The sequence below is a fragment of the Pseudomonas sp. Os17 genome (assembly GCF_001547895.1).
Classification (GTDB): Bacteria; Pseudomonadota; Gammaproteobacteria; order Pseudomonadales; family Pseudomonadaceae; genus Aquipseudomonas.
Window position 1 is genome coordinate 947,165 of the sequence record NZ_AP014627.1, and the last position, 16,525, is coordinate 963,689.

Here is a 16,525-nt window from a genome sequence, read left to right on the forward strand (position 1 = left end):
GCCGAGGTGGTGGAATTGGTAGACACGCAACCTTGAGGTGGTTGTGCCCATAGGGTGTAGGGGTTCGAGTCCCCTTCTCGGTACCAATTGTCAGGAGAGCCCGCTGTTGCGGGCTTTCTTGTAGGTGGAAGGTTACATTGACCCAAAAAGGGATCGGTCGTATACTTCCGCCCCAGCTTTGTCGCGGGGTGGAGCAGTCTGGTAGCTCGTCGGGCTCATAACCCGAAGGTCGTCGGTTCAAATCCGGCCCCCGCAACCAGTTTTAGCGGAGCCCCTTTTCAGGGGCTTTTTGTTAGCTGGACACTTTACAGCGCCGCTATTCAACGGCGTTTCCGGGATGGGCGCTTCGCCCATTTTTTATTTGCACAAGCATGCACGAGGGGGTTCAGGTGTCGAGCAAGCTAGAACAGTTGCAGGCCTTGTTGGCCCCGGTGGTCGTGGCCCTTGGCTATGAATGCTGGGGTATTGAGTTTTCGGCTCAGGGTCGCCACTCATTGTTGCGCGTTTATATCGATAAAGAAGGCGGCGTGTTGGTGGACGATTGCGCCATCGTCAGCCGTCAGATCAGTGGTGTTCTCGACGTGGAAGACCCGATCTCCGTTGAATACACCCTTGAAGTTTCCTCTCCTGGCATGGAACGCCCACTGTTCACCCTTGAACAGTTTGCCAAGTATGTCGGTGAGCAAGTGAAGATCAAGCTGCGCTCGCCCTTCGAAGGTCGGCGTAATTTTCAGGGCCTTCTCCGCGGGGTGGAGGAGCAGGACGTCGTGGTGCAGGTAGATGATCACGAGTTTCTGTTGCCGATCGATATGATCGACAAGGCCAACATTATTCCCAGTTTTGACTGAGACGCGGATCCCGCGGATCCAATGGCTTGCGAAAGGCGAGGCGTACGATGAGCAAAGAAGTACTGCTGGTTGTTGAGTCGGTATCCAATGAAAAGGGTGTACCGGCAAGCGTGATTTTTGAAGCGCTGGAGCTGGCCCTGGCCACTGCTACCAAAAAGCGTTTTGAAGACGAAGTGGACCTGCGTGTGGAAATCAATCGCCACACCGGTTCCTACGAGACTTTCCGTCGCTGGACGGTGGTCGAAGAAGCCGATCTGGATGATCCAGCGGTCGAGACCTGGTTGAGCAAGGCTCGTGAAACCCATCCCGACGCTAAAGTCGGTGATGTGATCGAAGAGAAAATCGAATCCATCGAGTTCGGCCGTATCGCTGCCCAGACCGCCAAGCAGGTCATTGTGCAGAAGGTTCGCGAAGCCGAGCGCGCACAGGTAGTTGATGCCTATCGCGAGCGCCTGGGTGAAATCATCTCCGGCACCGTGAAAAAAGTGACACGTGACAACGTGATCGTTGACCTGGGTAACAACGCCGAAGCGTTGCTGGCCCGTGAAGACATCATCTCCCGTGAGACTTTCCGGGTTGGCGTGCGTCTGCGTGCGCTGCTCAAGGAAATCCGCACCGAGAACCGCGGCCCGCAGCTGATCCTGTCGCGTACCGCGCCGGAAATGCTGATCGAGCTGTTCCGTATCGAAGTGCCGGAAATTGCCGAAGGCCTGATCGAAGTCATGGCCGCCTCCCGTGATCCGGGTTCGCGGGCCAAGATCGCAGTCCGCTCCAAAGACAAGCGCATCGACCCGCAGGGCGCGTGCATTGGTATGCGCGGTTCGCGCGTCCAGGCCGTTTCCGGCGAGTTGGGCGGCGAGCGTGTGGACATCGTCCTGTGGGACGAGAACCCGGCGCAGTTCGTGATCAATGCCATGTCGCCGGCTGAGGTCGCGGCAATTATCGTTGACGAAGATGCCCATGCCATGGACATCGCCGTTGGCGCAGACAACCTGGCTCAGGCCATTGGTCGCGGTGGTCAGAACGTGCGTCTGGCCAGCCAATTGACTGGCTGGACCCTGAACGTGATGACCGAATCGGACATCCAGGCCAAGCAGCAAGCAGAAACCGGCGACATCCTGCGCAATTTCATCGATGAGCTGGAAGTCGATGAAGAACTGGCACAGGTTCTGGTTGATGAAGGCTTCACCAGCCTGGAAGAGATTGCCTACGTACCGCTGGAAGAAATGCTCAACATCGACGGCTTTGACGAAGACATCGTCAACGAGCTTCGCGCTCGGGCCAAGGATCGCCTGTTGACTAAAGCCATCGCTACTGAGGAAAAGCTGGCAGACGCCCATCCGGCCGAAGACCTGCTCTCGCTTGAGGGTATGGACAAGGATTTGGCGATGGAACTGGCGGTGCGCGGCGTAATTACCCGCGAAGACCTGGCCGAGCAGTCTATTGACGACCTGCTCGACATCGACGGCATTGACGATGATCGTGCCGGCAAGTTGATCATGGCCGCCCGAGCCCACTGGTTCGAGTAATTAGGCGCGGCCTGAGGAGAGAAGTGCATGACGCAAGTCACGGTGAAACAACTGGCCGATGAGGTCAAAACACCGGTAGAGCGCCTGCTGCAGCAGATGCGTGAGGCAGGTCTGCCGCACACCGCCGCCGAGGAACATGTGAGCGACAGTGAGAAGCAGTCGTTGCTGACTCATCTGAAAAGCAGCCACAAGGCGAAAGTGGAAGAACCGCGCAAGATCACTTTGCAGCGCAAGACCACCAGCACCCTGCGTGTTGCTGGCAGCAAGAGCATCAGCGTTGAAGTGCGCAAGAAGAAAGTCTTCGTGCAGCGCAGCCCGGAAGAAATCGAAGCCGAGCGTCAACGCGAACTGGAAGAACGTCGCGCAGTAGAAAATGCTGCTCGTCAAAAGGCTGAAGAAGAAGCCAAGCGTCGCGCCGAAGAAGAAGCGCGTCGCCAGCCTGCTCCGGTTGCCGAGCCTGTTGCTGCGCAAGCTGCTGCAGCCCCTGCACCTGCGCCTGTGGTCGAAACTGTGCAAGAAGCACCGGTGGCCGCTCCGGCACCAGTGGCCGAGCGCAAGAAAGACGAGCAGCGCCGTCCGGACAAGTCCCGCAACGACGACAACCGTCGCAGCGGCGATGGCGAGCGCAAAAACGCTCCGCATCGTGCTTCGGTCAAGGAAAAGGCACCAGCACCGCGTGTTGCTCCACGTACCACCGACGAAGAAAGCGATGGCTTCCGTCGTGGTGGTCGCGGCAAGGCCAAGCTGAAGAAACGCAACGCTCACGGTTTCCAGAGCCCGACCGGGCCAGTGGTACGTGACGTGCAGATCGGCGAGACCATCACTGTGGGCGAGTTGGCCCAGCAGATGTCGGTCAAGGCTGCCGAAGTCATCAAGTTCATGTTCAAGCTGGGTACTCCAGCCACCATCAACCAGGTTCTGGATCAGGAAACTGCCCAGCTGGTTGCTGAAGAACTGGGCCACAAAGTGACTCTGGTCAGCGACACCGCCCTGGAAGATTCCCTGGCCGAGTCCCTGAAGTTCGAAGGTGAAGCGGTTGCCCGTGCGCCGGTCGTGACCGTAATGGGCCACGTTGACCACGGTAAGACTTCGTTGCTGGACTACATCCGTCGCGCCAAAGTGGCCGCGGGCGAAGCCGGTGGCATTACCCAGCACATCGGTGCCTACCACGTAGAAACCGAGCGCGGCATGGTCACCTTCCTCGACACCCCAGGTCACGCCGCGTTTACCGCCATGCGTGCCCGTGGTGCCAAGGCCACCGACATCGTGATCCTGGTGGTTGCAGCGGACGACGGCGTGATGCCACAGACCGTTGAAGCTGTTCAGCACGCTCAAGCTGCCGGCGTTCCGCTGGTGGTTGCGGTGAACAAGATCGACAAGCCGGGCGCCGACCTGGACCGTATCCGCAGTGAACTCTCGGTTCACGGCGTGACGTCGGAAGATTGGGGTGGCGATACGCCGTTCGTACCGGTCTCCGCGAAAATGGGTACGGGTGTCGACGACCTGCTCGAAGCCGTTCTGCTGCAAGCCGAAGTACTGGAACTCAAGGCGACTCCTTCGGCTCCTGGCCGTGGTGTCGTGGTTGAATCCCGTCTCGACAAGGGCCGCGGCCCGGTAGCCACCGTGCTGGTTCAGGACGGTACGCTGCGTCAAGGCGACATGGTGCTGGTCGGCTCGAACTACGGCCGCGTGCGCGCCATGCTCGACGAGAACGGCAAGCCAATCAAGGAAGCCGGTCCTTCCATTCCGGTCGAGATCCTCGGCCTGGACGGTACTCCGGACGCTGGCGACGAGATGAGCGTAGTGGCCGACGAGAAGAAAGCCCGTGAAGTGGCTCTGTTCCGTCAAGGCAAGTTCCGCGAGGTCAAGCTGGCCCGTGCTCACGCCGGCAAGCTGGAAAACATCTTCGAAAGCATGGGCCAGGAAGAGAAGAAGACGCTCAACATCGTCCTCAAATCCGATGTCCGTGGTTCGCTGGAAGCTCTGCAAGGCGCTCTGAACGGCCTGGGCAACGACGAAGTGCAAGTGCGCGTAGTGGGCGGCGGCGTCGGTGGTATCACCGAGAGCGATGCCAACCTGGCACTGGCCTCCAACGCTGTACTGTTCGGCTTCAACGTGCGTGCCGATGCCGGTGCACGGAAGATCGTCGAGCAGGAAGGTCTGGATATGCGTTACTACAACGTGATCTACGACATCATCGAAGACGTCAAGAAAGCCCTGACCGGTATGTTGGGCAGCGACGTTCGGGAGAACATCCTGGGTGTTGCCGAAGTTCGCGACGTGTTCCGCTCGCCGAAGTTTGGCGCGATCGCCGGTTGCATGGTCATCGAAGGTGTCGTGCACCGTAACCGTCCAATCCGTGTACTGCGTGAAGACATCGTTATCTTCGAAGGCGAGCTGGAATCCCTGCGCCGCTTCAAGGATGACGCGTCCGAAGTGCGTGCCGGCATGGAATGCGGTATCGGCGTGAAGAGCTACAACGACGTCAAAGTCGGCGACAAGATCGAAGTCTTCGAGAAGGTCCAGGTTGCTCGCAGCCTCTAACTCGCGCACTTCAAGAGCCCTGGTGGCCCGCCGCATGCAAGTGCCCGGCGCCTCCAGCGGCCTCTAAACGCAACGCCCGGTCTGGCTCCTGCCAGGCCGGGCGTTTGCCGCTTTCAGACCACACGGGTTTCACCGTGAGGCAGTAACAGGTAACAAGACATGGCAAAAGAATACAGCCGTACCCAACGCATCGGTGATCAGATGCAGCGCGAACTGGCGCAGCTGATCCGTCGCGAAGTCAAGGATCCACGCGTCGGCCTGGTGACTATCACCGCCGTGGAAGTCAGCCGTGATGTCGGTCACGCGAAGATTTTCATCACCGTGATGGGCCAGGAAAACGCCGAAGAGATCGCCCAGAGCATCAAGGTGCTGAACTCGGCGGCAGGTTTCCTGCGCATGCAACTGGCCAAGGAAATGAAGCTGCGCAGCGTGCCGCAACTGCACTTCCATTACGACGAAAGCGTGGCTCGCGGGGCACACCTGTCGGCCCTGATCGAGCGTGCCGTGGCTGAAGACAGCCAGCATGGCGACGCGCCTGCCCCTGAAGACGCCAAGGAGTAAGCGGTGGCTCAGGTCAAGCGTATCCGTCGTAACGTCAGCGGCATCATCCTCCTGGACAAGCCGCTGGGCTTCACCTCCAACGCGGCGCTGCAGAAAGTCCGCTGGTTGCTCAATGCCGAGAAAGCCGGTCATACCGGCAGCCTCGACCCCCTGGCCACCGGTGTGCTGCCGCTGTGCTTTGGCGAGGCCACCAAGTTCTCGCAATACCTGCTCGATTCCGACAAGGGTTACGAAACCCTGATGCAATTGGGCAAGACCACCACCACGGCGGACGCTGAAGGCGAAGTTTTGCAGACCCGTGAAGTGACCGTTGGTCGTGCCGATATCGAAGCGGTATTGCCGGAATTTCGCGGTGAAATCAAACAGATACCGCCGATGTACTCCGCCCTCAAGCGCGATGGCCAGCCCCTCTACAAACTGGCTCGTGCAGGGGAAGTGGTGGAGCGCGAACCGCGTTCTGTTACTATTGCGCGCTTGGAATTACTCGCCTGTGAAGGCGACACTGCGCGCCTGGCGGTGGACTGCAGCAAAGGCACCTATATCCGCACCCTGGTGGAAGATATCGGTGAAAAGCTCGGCTGCGGTGCTTACGTTGCAGAACTGCGACGGACCCAGGCCGGACCTTTCAGCCTGGCCCAGACGGTCACCCTGGAAGAGCTTGAAGCCGTGCACGCCGAAGGCGGCAACGAAGCGGTAGACCGCTTCCTGATGCCATCGGACAGCGGCTTGCTGGATTGGCCGCTGCTGCAGTTCTCGGAGCACAGCGCGTTCTACTGGCTCAATGGCCAGCCGGTACGTGCCCCGGATGCACCGAAGTTCGGCATGGTGCGGGTACAGGATCACAACGGTCGCTTCATCGGTATCGGTGAAGTGAGCGAAGACGGGCGCATCGCGCCGCGTCGACTGATTCGGTCAGAATGACCGGACGAGGGTGGCTGTTAACAGGCACGGTCACTACTCATTTATAGATACAGGGATTTGTCCCTGGCCTGTTGAAACTGTTCTTGAACAGTTTCCTGATATAAGGATTGCCCACATGGCACTCAGCGTTGAAGAAAAAGCTCAGATCGTAACCGACTACCAGCAAGCTGTTGGTGACACTGGTTCGCCAGAAGTGCAAGTTGCACTGCTGACCGCCAACATCAACAAACTGCAAGGTCACTTCAAAGCCAACGGTAAAGACCACCACTCCCGTCGTGGCCTGATCCGCATGGTAAACCAGCGTCGTAAGCTGCTGGACTACCTGAAAGGCAAAGACCTGAGCCGTTACAGCACCCTGATCGCTCGTCTGGGTCTGCGTCGCTAATCAGCGATTGCGCTATGAGGTTGGTTGTTTGCCATGCGTCAGCGGTTTTTCCGCCGGCGTATGGCAGGCTTCCAGCCTCAAGTTTTATCTGCTGCACTGTTTTACCTGGACAATAAAGGCTGGGCCGATTCCCCGCATTGCCCAAGAATTTCGCAAGAAGCAAGTTTCCCCAAGAGCCACAAAGAAGGTAGGACACCGTGAACCCGGTAATCAAAAAATTCCAGTTCGGTCAGTCGACCGTCACCCTCGAGACTGGCCGTATCGCCCGTCAAGCCTCCGGCGCAGTATTGGTCACCGTTGACGACGACGTCAGCGTATTGGTGACCGTGGTGGGCGCCAAGCAAGCGGATCCAGGCAAGGGCTTCTTCCCTCTGTCCGTGCACTACCAGGAAAAGACTTACGCTGCCGGTAAGATCCCTGGCGGTTTCTTCAAGCGTGAAGGCCGTCCTTCCGAGAAAGAAACCCTGACCTCGCGTCTGATCGACCGTCCGATCCGCCCTCTGTTCCCAGAAGGCTTCATGAATGAAGTGCAGGTTGTCTGCACCGTGGTTTCCACCAGCAAGAAGACCGATCCGGACATCGCTGCGATGATCGGTACCTCGGCTGCCCTGGCGATCTCCGGCATTCCTTTCGACGGCCCGATCGGCGCCGCTCGCGTGGCTTTCCACGAAAGCACCGGCTACCTGCTGAACCCGACCTACGAACAACTGGCTGCTTCGAGCCTGGACATGGTCGTGGCCGGTACCGAAGAAGCCGTACTGATGGTTGAATCGGAAGCCAAAGAGCTGACCGAAGACCAGATGCTGGGCGCGGTACTGTTCGCCCACGACGAATTCCAGTCGGTGATCAAGGCTGTCAAAGAGCTGGCTGCCGAAGCGGCCAAGCCTACCTGGGACTGGGCTGCTGCCCCAGAAGCCACCGAACTGCTGGGCGCTATCCGTGCCGAGTTCGGCGAAGCCATCTCCCAGGCTTACACCATCACCGTCAAGGCCGACCGTTACGCACGCCTGGGCGAGCTGAAAGACCAAGTGGTTGCCAAGCTCTCCGGTGAAGAAGGCCAGCCTTCGGCTGCCGAGGTCAAAGCCGCTTTCGGCGAGATCGAATACCGCACCGTTCGCGAAAACATCGTCAACGGTAAGCCACGTATCGACGGCCGCGACACCCGCACCGTACGTCCGCTGAACATCGAAGTCGGCGTCCTGCCGAAGACCCACGGTTCGGCCCTGTTCACCCGTGGCGAAACCCAGGCCCTGGTGGTTGCGACCCTGGGTACTGCCCGCGACGCACAGCTGCTGGACACCCTGGAAGGCGAGAAGAAAGACCCCTTCATGCTGCACTACAACTTCCCTCCGTTCTCGGTGGGCGAGTGTGGTCGCATGGGCGGCGCGGGTCGTCGTGAAATCGGTCACGGCCGTCTGGCCCGTCGTTCGGTCCAGGCCATGCTGCCAGCCGCCGACGTGTTCCCTTACACCATCCGCGTAGTGTCGGAAATCACCGAATCCAACGGTTCCAGCTCCATGGCTTCCGTGTGCGGTGCTTCCCTGGCACTGATGGACGCCGGTGTGCCGATGAAGGCACCGGTTGCCGGTATCGCCATGGGCCTGGTTAAAGAAGGCGAGAAGTTCGCCGTCCTGACCGACATCCTGGGTGACGAAGATCACCTGGGCGACATGGACTTCAAGGTAGCCGGTACCGCCAAAGGCGTGACCGCGCTGCAGATGGACATCAAGATCAAGGGCATCACCGAAGAAATCATGGAGATCGCCCTGGGCCAGGCCCTGGAAGCTCGCCTGAACATCCTCGGCCAGATGAACCAGATCATCGGTCAGTCCCGTAGCGAACTGTCGGCCAACGCACCGACCATGATCGCGATGAAAATCGACACCGACAAGATCCGTGACGTCATCGGTAAAGGCGGCGCCACCATTCGCGCGATCTGCGAAGAGACCAAGGCTTCGATCGACATCGAAGACGACGGCTCGATCAAGATCTTCGGCGAAACCAAGGAAGCTGCAGAAGCCGCGCGTCAGCGCGTTCTGGGCATCACCGCGGAAGCCGAAATCGGCAAGATCTACCTCGGCAAGGTTGAGCGCATCGTCGACTTCGGCGCTTTCGTCAACATCCTGCCGGGCAAGGACGGTCTGGTGCACATCTCCATGCTGAGCGACGCTCGCGTTGAGAAAGTCACCGACATCCTGAAAGAAGGTCAGGAAGTGGAAGTGCTGGTACTGGACGTGGACAACCGCGGCCGTATCAAGCTGTCCATCAAAGACGTGGCAGCGGCCAAGGCTTCGGGCGTTTAATCGTCCTATAGCCTCATGCTGAACAAGCAAACGCCCCGACTGGTTCGGGGCGTTTTGCTATCTGCGGCAAGGCTTCTTGGTTGCTGGTCCAGGGAGCGGGTGCTAGGTTTTAGCCCACGCCGGTGTAGCTCAGTCGGTAGAGCAGCGCACTCGTAACGCGAAGGTCGCAGGTTCGATTCCTGTCACCGGCACCAGAATCGAGTTTGGAGCGGTTTGCAACTGTATGGCCCCTCCAGCAAAGTCCATCTTGTGCTGAATGAGCACCCTCGAAAGATACGTCTTCAAGAAATGCCGTCAGCCAGGTTTAACCTGTGTTGAGTTCATGGGCAGTCTTCATAACAAATTATTGATAGTCGTCACGGCTTATTCTGAGGATTGCTGGACGTGCTGTTCTATTTAATTGGCTACTCATGTAGTTGATTGTTGAATGGCATTTTTAAAGGATCTTACAGTCGGTAAATAGTCAGCCGAACCGAAACTTCGTTTTTTATATTCGTTAGTGCCTATCGTGCTTCTGGCCGTTTCTCCGTTGGCATTTGAGGGCAATGCTTTCGTGGTGGGATGGGAGTCGTACTTAGTTGCTTATGCGGTTACTTGATGCTGGCCATGAATCAGGTGGTGCCAGCGAACGGCATTGCCCATAATGGCGCCCGGGAATCATGGAGTGTTCAGCGTGAAGAAGTGGAAGTTGGCGTTGATTGGCGCAGTGTCGCTGGCCCTTGCAGCCTGCGAGAAGGCCCCTACATATGAGTTTGAGGGGCAGTATTTTGCAATGGAGGGCGAAGAGTGCACGACTCCGGCGAATGTGAAAGATGCTGAACAATATTATCTGGAGATCACCAAAGAAGTGCGGGGCAGAAACGTGTTGTTCTCGGCTCGTTTTCCAGCAGCTGCGAAGGCTGGACTGCCTGTTGTCAGTGCGCAGAGCGTCTCGCCCAATGATGATAACCAGCTGACTTTCAATTTTTATGAACCTAAGTCAGCCGGAACGCCTCCTGAGGCTACAAAGTTCAATATCGTGCTCTCCGTTATTCCTAATCAACGCAAGGAAGGACACTTGTGGGTGACCAAGGCTGAAATGAATATTGCCCGCGATGGAACAGTCCAGCAGTACGACATCCTGGAAAATCTCAGAAGATTTTTCGAGCTCGGCAAGGCAGGCGTTTGCTTGAGAAAAGACACAACAACTGGCTGAGCAACCTTGTTTCCTGCGGTTTCTGGTGGGCCTGTGTCTGATGATGGCCCGCAAATTCGCCGATTTTTCCCTCATGGGTGCATCAGGTCATATAAATCGTCGCTCAAAGGTCCTATATTCGGTTGCTGTCTGAGTACCAGCATGCTGTTTTCAGATGATCCCGAATGGTTCTGAAGGCCAGATAAATCGCCGTTCACGACGATTTTTTGCGGCAGAGAGATCCCAACGATCCAGATCCATCTTCCATTCCCATGATCAGAGAGAACGAGATGATTCCTAAAGAGGCAAGAATCGACGTAGCGCTTGAACGGTACCTGGCTGCCACGCCTTCCTTGCAAGAGGAAATCAGCGCCCTGAGCCCCGAAGAACAGAAGCAGCAAGCGCAATGGGCGTTTGAGGACGAGGCAGAGTCTCGCGGCATCGAGCCGTGGGAGCTGGTGCTCGATCTGGTGGCCGAGACACCGGAGGAGTTGAAGGCCATGCGGCTGGAGGTGCATCAGGAGGTTGCTGAAGCGCTGGGCATGGACCTTGAGGACTATCTGCAGCTCAACGAAATCGACGATTGAGCCCGACGCCAGCCTGATCCAGGCTGGCGTTTTTCATCCATCACAGGCTCAGGCGCATGGACAGGTCCACAGCCTTCACGTCCTTGGTCATGGCGCCGATGGAAATGTAGTCCACCCCGGTTTCGGCAATCGGCCGCAGGGTGCTTTCATTGATCCCGCCACTGGCTTCCAGCTTGGCCTTGCCGGCATTCAGGCGCACGGCCTCGCGCATGTCGTCCAGGCTCAGTTCGTCGAGCATGATGATGTCGGCTCCGGCTGCCAGCGCTTGCTTCAACTCCCCAAGGCTTTCCACTTCCACCTCCACCGGCTTGCCCGGGGCGATCTTGTGCGCGGCGCTGACGGCCTGGGCGATGCCCCCGCAGGCTGCGATATGGTTTTCCTTGATCAGGAAGGCGTCATACAGACCGATGCGGTGGTTGTGGCAGCCGCCACAGGTGACCGCGTACTTCTGCGCCAGGCGCAAGCCTGGGAGCGTCTTGCGGGTATCGAGCAGCTTGACCTGGGTATCGGCGACAAAGTCGGCCAAATAGCGGGCACGGGTGGCCACGCCGGACAGCAGTTGCAGGAAGTTCAACGCGCTGCGTTCGCCAGTGAGCAGCGACCGGGCCGGTCCTTCGAGGTGAAACAGCGCCTGGTTGGGCACCACTCGCTCGCCGTCAGCCACTTGCCAGTGCACGGCGACCCGCGGATCCAGTTGGCGGAACACTGCGTCCACCCAGGCTGTGCCGGCGATGACCGCGGCTTCGCGGGTAATGATGGTGGCCTTGGCCAGGCGTTCGGCCGGGATCAATTGCGCGGTGATGTCGCCGCTGCCGATGTCTTCCAGCAACGCGCGGCGCACGTTGGCTTCGATTTCGGCGGTCAGGTCGGCGAGGCGTAGATTCGGCATAACGGGCTCCACAATCAAGGTGCGCCGATTATAGGGGCATGGGATCAGCGAACCCAAGGCGGCAAGTGCCGGCAAGTCTCTGGCGAACCGCTCTTCCGTCGTTTTGTCTGATGGGGATAAGTGAACTTTCTTGGTGAGTTGAGGGTTATTTCCGGAGAGGCGACAGAGTCTGCTGGCGCAAGAGGGGAGTTTTACAAGATAATATGACTTGTAATTGACGTCATAGCTTTGACGTATCTTTGGCTCCCTTTTAAACGCAGTGCTGTGGAGTGCACCCGCCTCCGCTGAGAACCGACTGTGAGCGCCGTCGGCTTGACTGAATCTTGATCTCGAACCGAAGAAACACCTTTCCAGGAGGCTTGGATGCACAACGACGGGAATGTAGTGCCTTTGCACAAGGCGGCTACAGATCAGGCGAACGCTTCGCCGCTTGCCCGCCTGCCGGTGATTCTGCTTCAGGTTCGTGACAAGGCCGCCCAGCAACTGCGCCACGGTTTGCAGGAGCTGTTCGATAACGCCGACGACACCCTGTTCGAAATGGCCGATCGTGCCCAGAACAATGTCGAGCAGAACACCCTGTTCGAAGCCATGCGCGACCTGCGCCTGAAGCGCAAGAGCATCGAACGCGCATTCCTGGAGAAGTTTTTCGAAGCCTTTGCCAGCCTGGTGCAATACGACCCCGCCCTGGTCATTCCCCACGCGGTGGCATACGACCCGTCCCTTGATCCCTCCCGGGATGACCTGGAAAAGAACGTCGCGGTGCAGGCCATGGTGGCCAAGGTCCTCAACCGCGAAGGCTTTGCCCTCGGGCAACTGACGGAGCGCCTGAGTGCGCTGCTGGGCCGACGCCTGCTGGATGCGGAGAATCCCCTGGGGCCGGCGCTGCTTTGTGAGTACTTCCTGCAGGCCGGGCGCAGTCTGGGGGTGGAGATCAAGGTCAAGTTGATCATCCTCAAGCTGTTCGAGCGTTACGTGCTCAGCGATGCCGAGCAGCTTTTTGGCGAAGCCAACCAGCTGTTGATCGCCACCGGCATTCTGCCCGAGCTGATGCCGCCACCGGCGCGTCGAGCCTCGGACCGAGCCCGGGTCGAAGCCCAGGCACAGGCTGGCGAAGGCACCAAGCCCAGCCAATGCCAGCTCGACGAGAGCGTGCAGGAAGTTTTCGCGGCCTTGCAGACCTTGCTTCTGCAGGTGCGTGGCAGCGTGGCGCCGACCCTGGAAGCCAGCGCCGAGACGCAGCCGATTTCCACCCGCGACCTGATGCGCCTGCTCTCGCACCTGCAGCAATACGTACCGCCCCCCAGCGCCCAGGAAGATTTCGACCTGCGCAACCAGTTGGAGCAACTGCTCACCCGGGTCAGCGTCAAGAGCGGCAAGTCGCGGGTGGTGGACGTGGCCGACGAGGACGTGATCAACCTGATCGCCATGCTCTTCGAGTGCATCCTCGATGATCGCAACCTGCCAGACTCGCTCAAGGCGCTGATCGGGCGCCTGCAGATTCCCATGCTCAAGGTCGCGGTGCTGGACAAGAGCTTCTTCAGTCGCGGCAACCACCCGGCTCGACGCCTGCTCAATGAAATCGCCGCGGCGGCCATGGGCTGGGGCGGTTGCGACGACCACCAGCGCGACAGCCTGTACCTGCGCATCGAACAGGTGGTGCAGCGCCTGTTGAGCGAGTTCAGCGACGACCCGGCGATCTTCTCCGAACTGCTGGCCGACTTTCTCGCCTTTACCGCCGACGAACGACGTCGTGCCGAGTTGCTGGAGCAGCGCACCCGAGACGCCGAGGAAGGACGAGCCAAGGCGGAACTGGCCCGGCGCCGGGTCGAGCAGGCACTCAATGAGGCGCTGCTGGGCAAGGTACTGCCGCACAAGGTGGTGGATTTTGTTCGCGATGCCTGGAGTCAGGTGCTGCTGCTCAGTTGCCTCAGGCACGGCGATGACTCCGTCGAGTGGCAGACCGCCGAGCGCACCCTGCACGACTTGATCTGGAGTGTGCAGCCCCAGCCGCAAGCGGACGCGGCCATGCGCTTGCTGGAACGGGTGCCGGGGCTGCTCAAGGGCCTGCGTGACGGTTTGAACGGTGCGGCGGTCGATCCCTTTGCCACCAGCGAATTCTTCAGCCAGCTGGAGGCCCTGCATCTTCAGGCATTCGAGCGCCAGGCCCTGGCGCCGCTGCTGCGCGGGAGCGCTTCGCCGGCCGAGCCTGCGCAAATGATCGTGGTCGCCCAGGAGATTGTCCTGCCTTCTGCCGAGGAAGGACCGCTGGAGGCTGCGCCCCTGGTCCTGCCGGCCAACGACCCCAGCCTGCTGCTGGTCGATCAATTGCGGCTGGGGGCCTGGGTCGAGTTCCAGGAAGAGGAGGACACCACCTTGCGCTGCAAGCTGGCGGCGATTGTCCCCCATCCCGTGGCCAAGTACGTGTTCGTCAATCGCACCGGGATGAAGGTCCTGGAGCGCACGCGCATGGGCCTGGCCCTGGAGTTCCAGCGCGGCGCGGTACGGGCTCTGGACGACACCCTGCTGTTCGACCGGGCCCTGGAGTCGGTGATCGGCAATCTGCAGCGACTCAATCACGGCAAGTGATCGCAACCCGAGGGGGTAACGCGGCATACTGGGCCACTCAAGGCTTTAGTTGAAGGAATCGGTATGCGGCTGGACCCTGCCACGGGTTGGTGTCACGGCGTGCGGCACTGCCCGTCAGTCAATTTCAATCAACGTCCCGCGGGGGAAATCTCCCTGCTGGTGATTCATAACATCAGCTTGCCGCCGGGGCAGTTCGGCACCGGCAAGGTCCAGGAATTCTTCCAGAATCGCCTTGATGTCACAGAGCACCCGTATTTTGCCGGGATTGCCGATTTGCGCGTCTCGGCGCATTTCCTGATCGAACGTGACGGCGCGGTCACCCAGTTTGTCTCTTGTCTGGACCGGGCCTGGCACGCGGGGGTGTCGAGCTTCGAGGGGCGCGATACCTGCAACGACTTTTCTATTGGCATCGAACTGGAAGGCACCGACGAGCTGCCGTTCACCGAGGCCCAGTACCGGTCCTTGAGCGCCCTGACCGAACAATTGCAGGCCGCCTACAGCGCCATCACCACACAACGGATCTGTGGCCATAGCGACATTGCGCCCGGGCGCAAGACCGACCCGGGTCGGGCTTTCGACTGGGCACGCTATCGTGCCGCCTTGGAAAAGGGGGAAGGACAATGAGTTTTCTAGTGTTGCTGCTAGCGGTGTGGGTCGAGAAATTCTCGGCCTTGCGGCAGCGGGTGCAGCGTGACGGCTGGTGGCTGAAGAACCTGGCGCAGCTGGAGTCCAGCCCGCGTCTGGCCGCACACCCCTGGTGGCTGTTGCTGATACTGGTGCTGCTGCCGGTGGCCTTGCTCGGTCTGCTGTTACTGGTGCTGCAACCGGTGGCCTACGGGCTGCTGGCCTTGCCGCTGCATCTGCTGGTGGTGATCTACGCCCTGGGGCGCGGAGATCTGCTTGGGGGCCTCGGGCCGTTTCGCGACGCCTGGCGGCGCGAGGACCTGCAAGCGGCGGTGCATGTCGCCAAGCGTGACCTGGACATTGGCGCCGACAGCGGCGAGCAACTGCTGGAGCGGGTGCAGGGCTATGTGCTGTGGCAGGCCTTCCAGAGCTTCTTTGTGGTGATCTTCTGGTACTTCCTGCTGGGGCCGGTGGCAGCCTTGAGCTACCGCCTGCTGGCCCTGGCTGCCGAGCACGGCAAGAATCCCGCCCTGGTGGAGCGTGCCGCGCAACTGCGCCATGCCTTCGACTGGTTGCCCGTGCGCCTGCTGGCGGCGAGCTTCGCCCTGGTGGGCAACTTCGTGGCCGTGAGCCGGGTGATGCTCCACGAGTTGCTCAACTGGCACATCAGTGCTGCCCAGCTGGTGGAGCGGGTCGGCCTGGTGGCCGCTGAAATTCCGCCACCCCTGACCGGCCCCGAAGGCATCAACAGCCTGGACCGCATCTGGGAATTGCTGCTGCGGGCCGCCGTGCTCTGGTACGCCGGTTTTGCCCTGTGGACCGTCCTGGCCTGAACGAATGAGGGAGCATGCTCCCTCATCCACAGCGGTTAACTTTAAGTTACAAAACCTCCCCCGAAATTGAGCTATACAGACGGAGCGCCGAATAGTGGCTATCTGCTGCCTTCGCCTGCCTGCCAATAAAAATAAAAGAAAAGGGAGACTTCTTTGTGAAGAGCTTGCTCTATCCCGCTGTCGCGCTGATGAACCGCCTGAGCTTCGGCATGAAGTTCAGCCTGATCAGCGTGCTGTTCTTTGTGCCCATGCTGGTGACCAACTTCTATCTGGTGCGTGATTCCTACCGCGAGTTCCAGGGCACCCGGGTCGAGCTGCAAAGCCTCGACCTGCTGGGCAGCAGCTTGAGCCTGCGCCGGGATCTGGAGACGCTCAACAACCTGGTGCAGATCAACGCCGGTCTCGGACAATCGGGCAAGGCGGGGGACCTGGAAGGCAAGATCCTGGCCCTGGAAAAATCCGTGCTGGACCGCCTGCAGGCCCTGCAGGCGGTCACCGTCGATCCGCAGCAGGTCGAGGTGTTCAACGCCAAGCGCGATGAACTGGTGGCGGCCTTCAAGGCCCAGCAGACGGAAAGCTCGCTGCTGAACAAGAGCGGACTGATCGGCAAGCTCCTGGGCAGCGCACAGTTGTTCAGCCAGATCATCGCCAGCCAGTCGGGCCTGAGCCGCGATGGCCAGGGCGACATCCGCCAGCTCAGCGACCTGATCACCAGCATCACCCCGCAAGTGACCCAAACCC

Annotated in this window: 13 protein-coding genes and 3 tRNA genes; 15 read left to right on the forward strand and 1 reads right to left on the reverse strand. The window is 59.7% G+C overall.

From position 1 onward, the window contains the following. The 12 genes from POS17_RS04200 to POS17_RS04255 all read left to right on the forward strand — a co-directional run bounded on the left by POS17_RS04200 (position 1) and on the right by POS17_RS04255 (position 10,852). Positions 1-86: transfer RNA gene (locus tag POS17_RS04200), tRNA-Leu, on the forward strand. A gap of 96 nt (positions 87-182) precedes the next feature. Next, positions 183-259 (forward strand) — tRNA-Met (locus POS17_RS04205). 130 nt (positions 260-389) lie between these two features. Beyond that, a complete protein-coding gene (gene rimP / locus POS17_RS04210) occupies positions 390-848 on the forward strand; it encodes a ribosome maturation factor RimP (protein WP_041120545.1) in 459 nt (152 codons plus the stop codon). A 47-nt stretch (positions 849-895) separates the two neighbouring features. Continuing rightward, positions 896-2,377: a transcription termination factor NusA gene (nusA, locus tag POS17_RS04215; RefSeq protein ID WP_011059201.1), complete on the forward strand. Its 1,482-nt coding sequence runs from the start codon at positions 896-898 to the stop codon at positions 2,375-2,377. Positions 2,378-2,404: 27 nt separating this feature from the next. Further along, entirely contained in the window at positions 2,405-4,921 is a 2,517-nt protein-coding gene (gene infB / locus POS17_RS04220) for a translation initiation factor IF-2 (protein ID WP_060837489.1), read from the forward strand. A 159-nt stretch (positions 4,922-5,080) separates the two neighbouring features. Further along, the gene (rbfA, locus tag POS17_RS04225) at positions 5,081-5,482 is read left to right on the forward strand and encodes a 30S ribosome-binding factor RbfA (protein WP_016967778.1); all 402 of its coding nucleotides are present in this window, start codon (positions 5,081-5,083) and stop codon (positions 5,480-5,482) included. Positions 5,483-5,485: 3 nt separating this feature from the next. Beyond that, a complete protein-coding gene (truB, locus tag POS17_RS04230; protein WP_060837490.1) occupies positions 5,486-6,403 on the forward strand; it encodes a tRNA pseudouridine(55) synthase TruB in 918 nt (305 codons plus the stop codon). A 115-nt stretch (positions 6,404-6,518) separates the two neighbouring features. Next, entirely contained in the window at positions 6,519-6,788 is a 270-nt protein-coding gene (gene rpsO / locus POS17_RS04235; RefSeq protein ID WP_060837491.1) for a 30S ribosomal protein S15, read from the forward strand. Between the two features lie 197 nt (positions 6,789-6,985). After that, positions 6,986-9,091 carry a polyribonucleotide nucleotidyltransferase gene (gene pnp / locus POS17_RS04240; protein ID WP_016967781.1) on the forward strand — a complete coding sequence of 702 codons (2,106 nt, stop codon included), beginning with the start codon at positions 6,986-6,988 and terminating at the stop codon, positions 9,089-9,091. Positions 9,092-9,209: 118 nt separating this feature from the next. Then, positions 9,210-9,285: transfer RNA gene (locus POS17_RS04245), tRNA-Thr, on the forward strand. 479 nt (positions 9,286-9,764) lie between these two features. Continuing rightward, positions 9,765-10,286, forward strand: a complete 522-nt coding sequence (locus POS17_RS04250; protein ID WP_082729316.1) for a hypothetical protein — start codon at positions 9,765-9,767, stop codon at positions 10,284-10,286. Positions 10,287-10,555: 269 nt separating this feature from the next. Further along, complete coding sequence (locus POS17_RS04255) at positions 10,556-10,852, forward strand: DUF6388 family protein (RefSeq protein WP_042942084.1); 297 nt, start codon at positions 10,556-10,558, stop codon at positions 10,850-10,852. 40 nt (positions 10,853-10,892) lie between these two features. Here POS17_RS04255 and nadC read toward each other — a convergent pair whose 3' ends face one another. After that, positions 10,893-11,741 (reverse strand): carboxylating nicotinate-nucleotide diphosphorylase, encoded by an 849-nt coding sequence (nadC, locus tag POS17_RS04260; protein ID WP_060837493.1) that lies wholly within the window; start codon positions 11,739-11,741, stop codon positions 10,893-10,895. A gap of 363 nt (positions 11,742-12,104) precedes the next feature. On the opposite strand from nadC, the gene POS17_RS04265 reads away from it, so the two are divergent. The 3 genes from POS17_RS04265 (at position 12,105) to ampE (ending at position 15,784) form a co-directional block, all read left to right on the forward strand. Beyond that, positions 12,105-14,327, forward strand: a complete 2,223-nt coding sequence (locus POS17_RS04265; RefSeq protein WP_060837494.1) for a DUF1631 domain-containing protein — start codon at positions 12,105-12,107, stop codon at positions 14,325-14,327. Between the two features lie 63 nt (positions 14,328-14,390). Next, complete coding sequence (gene ampD, locus POS17_RS04270) at positions 14,391-14,951, forward strand: 1,6-anhydro-N-acetylmuramyl-L-alanine amidase AmpD (RefSeq protein WP_060837495.1); 561 nt, start codon at positions 14,391-14,393, stop codon at positions 14,949-14,951. Further along, a complete protein-coding gene (ampE, locus tag POS17_RS04275) occupies positions 14,948-15,784 on the forward strand; it encodes a regulatory signaling modulator protein AmpE (protein WP_060837496.1) in 837 nt (278 codons plus the stop codon). The genes ampD and ampE overlap by 4 nt, the downstream gene beginning before the upstream one ends. Positions 15,785-16,525: the final 741 nt, after the last annotated feature.